This window comes from Novipirellula sp. (assembly GCF_041583735.1).
Classification (GTDB): Bacteria; Planctomycetota; Planctomycetia; order Pirellulales; family Pirellulaceae; genus Novipirellula.
On the sequence record NZ_JBFHFD010000809.1, the window covers coordinates 1 to 3,342 of the forward strand.

The following is a 3,342-nucleotide window of genomic DNA, read 5'->3' on the forward strand; positions in this document are numbered from 1 at the left end:
ACCACTGCCAAGCGTTGACCCCGCTCGCAAGGAAAAACTTCGCACCGCGATTAATGACAAATCATGGCTGCATTCTCAAGACTACCGCATGCTGAACGGTTGGTATGTCTACGGCGGTCGCCGAACTTGGGATACCGAGACCTTCCCGACCGAGTTCCGCAAAATTCGACAGATGGTCGACGTTCGCGATTCCTACGTTTGGGACATCGCCGCGGGACGGCCGGTTGCCGATAACCCCGATGATTCGGGAACTGGCGAAGTGTTTACTCCGGAAACCATGTTCGGTTCGCGTGACGAGAACTTCCGCAAGATGCGTGAGCCAACGACGCTCGAGTATCCCACGCCCGAAGAATCGATTTCTCAGATGAACGTGCCTGAGGATTTCCGCATCGAGTTGTTTGCTTCGGAACGCGAATTTCCTGAATTGGCAAACCCCACCCAAATTGCCTTTGATGAAAAAGGCCGATTGTGGGTTTCATGTATGGTGAATTATCCGCAGTGGTTGCCCGGTTCATCACGCCCGAGCGACCGGTTGCTAATCTTGGAAGACACCGACGGCGACGGCAAAGCGGACAAATGCACGACGTTTTACGACAAGCTAATTTGCCCGACCGGATTCGAGTTCTATGACGGCGGTGTGCTGGTCGTGGACGAGCCACGGATCATTCATTTGAAGGACACCGATGGCGACGACAAGGCGGACGAAGTGGTTCATGTGCTCGACGGGCTGGCGACCGATGACACCCATCATACGATGGGCGCTTGGGAATTTTCGCATGGCGGTTTGCTGTACATGCAAGAAGGCGTTTCGATGTCGACGACCTTGGAAACGCCGTGGGGCCCTTTCCGCAATCATGGCCCGTCGGGTTCGTACGTATGGGATCTCGAATCGCTGCAAATCCGCCATTTCCGTACCCCGGCGTATGGAAACCCGTGGTGCCTCGTGTTCGATAAATGGGGCATGGGGGTGATCGGTGACGGTACCGGCGCTCAACAGCACTGGGCAAGTCTGTTATCGGGTGCAGCGGTTCGTTCGCGAAGCAGCGTGCAACCGATTTTCAATAACGAAGGAATGCGTCCGGCGGTGGGCAGCGAGTTTCTAACGTCGCGTCATTTTCCTGAGTCCTATCACGATCACTTTATCTATGCCTGTGTGATCAACATGCACGGGATGCCCAAATTCACGATCGAAGACGAACCGGGCACCGCCGGTTTGACTGGCAAACGAATCGAAGATTTGCTTTCGTCGACCGATATGTTCTTTCGCCCCGTCGATCCCAAAGTGGGCCCGGACGGTGCGGTTTGGTTCGGCGATTGGTGCAATGCGTTGATCGGACACATGCAATATTCGCAGCGTGACCCGAACCGCGATCACGAGCACGGCCGCATCTACCGGATGGTTTACAACAAAAAACCTCTCATCGAACCTGTGCTGCAAGCGGGCAAAAGTGTTGAGGAACTGCTTGATCAACTCGATACCTACGAACTTCGCACTCGTTATCGCGTCCGCCGTGCACTGCACGACCGCGATGAAAATGAAGTGTTGACCAAGGCCGCCGCTTGGCTCGGCGATTCGACCGATCCGATGAAAATGTGCGAAGTGCTGTGGTTGCAAGAGTTCTTTCATCGGGTCGACTCCGAATTGGTCAACCGAATTATGAACAGCGATGACTTCCATGCTCGCAGCGCCGCCATTCACGTGGTCGGTAACCAATGGGAATGGATGGACAATCCCAACGAAATTTTGCGTCGATCGATTGTCGATGCACATCCTCGTGTTCGTCTCGAAACGCTGCGGGCGATCAGTTTCCAAGAGACAATCGAAGCCGTGGAAATCGCCTTGCGGATTTATGAGAACCCACGCGACCAGTGGATTGACTATGTGTTCGAACATACGCTGCAAGCCCTGCAACCGGTTTGGGAAAAGGCGACCAAGGACCCCGAGTACTTGGCGAGTTTGTCGCCGGAATCGCAAAAGGTGCTGCGGGATTATCAACATTCTACTGGTCCGGGACGCGACATCTACGTTCCGCTGCGAACGTTGATGAATCCCGACAAAAAGGCCGATCACAACAAGGCACTCGAGAAATTGGTTGCCGCCGGCGGCGGTAGTGTCCAAAACGGGGCCAAGGTGTTCGAGCGAACCTGTGCTGCATGTCACTTGCATGGCGAACTTGGCAAAGAGTTTGGACCTAAGTTGACCGATGTCGGCAGCCGGATGTCGCGCGAACAGATCATTCGCTCGGTCATCTGGCCCAACGAAGAGATCTCGAAGGGTTTCGAAACCGTGCAAATTTTGACCTATGACGGACAACCGTTCGCCGGGTTCATTCTTGCCGAAGACGAAGAGACGCTGACGCTGGGGATTGCCAATGGCAAAATCGAGAAGATCGATAAAGAAGAGATCGAAATTCGCAAGGAGATGAAGGCCAGTAGTATGCCCGAAGGATTGCTGGAAACGATTTCGCCAGGCGAGTTCTTGGATCTGATTGTTTTCTTAACCGACGGATGGATTTCCACGGATCCAAACAGCGAAATGAAACTGAGAAAGTATGGCGAATTCGAAGAGATTTCTCGCGATGCTCAGCTCAAGCTCGGAGCCGATTTTCAAAGCCGATACTCTGGCGGCGCATCGTCGTTCATGAGTGGCAAATCGCCAACCGAGTTTGACTTTGCGTTTCACTCGCGTGAGGGTGCCAAGCCCGAAGACACGATGATGGTCATTCGGCTGGCCTCGCCGTCGGAAGTACGTCACGTGGAATTGACCAATCGACGCACTGCTGAATTTCACAGCCGTGCGAAAGGGCTTGCGATGTGGACCAGCAACGACGGACAAGCGTGGACCAAAGTTTGGACAAGCGAGCAACCGCAAGCGAAGTGGTCGTTTGATTTGCCTGCAGGAACCCAAGCTCAGTTCATCAAGCTAGGCCTCGAACACGGTGGCACATTCCATTTGGATCAAGCCGTCTTTTACGGTCGCCGTTTGCCCGCATCCGGCGCGGTTAGCCAGAAGTAACGTGCCGCGAGTTCTCGGCGTATGGAATTGAATTAGGTACGCCGGAACAACGATTGGCGGCTTTTGCCGTAGTGGACGAGGCTACGTGTCCTTTGGATCGGATGAAGGCGATGGGACTCGTTGCCTCGTCCACTACATTCTCTCTTGGAACCATGGCTGCGGTGACCGACATTCCACCGAACTCGATCGACAAACACGACGCGGGTCTGCGCTCGGTTCACACCTCGAATTTCCCTGACTTGTTGGACCAGTTGGGCATGACGCTGCTCGTGACCACTTACCAGGCGGGAAAGTTGGTGATGCTGCGTAGCGATCAGGGTGTACTG

Annotated in this window: 1 protein-coding gene; it reads left to right on the top strand. The window is 54.4% G+C overall.

The genetic code is table 11. The features are described 5' to 3' along the window. Window positions 1-3,016 (top strand): PVC-type heme-binding CxxCH protein (locus ABX962_RS33070; protein ID WP_372725951.1); only part of this gene is annotated, 3,016 nt, incomplete at its 5' end. Window positions 3,017-3,342: the final 326 nt, after the last annotated feature.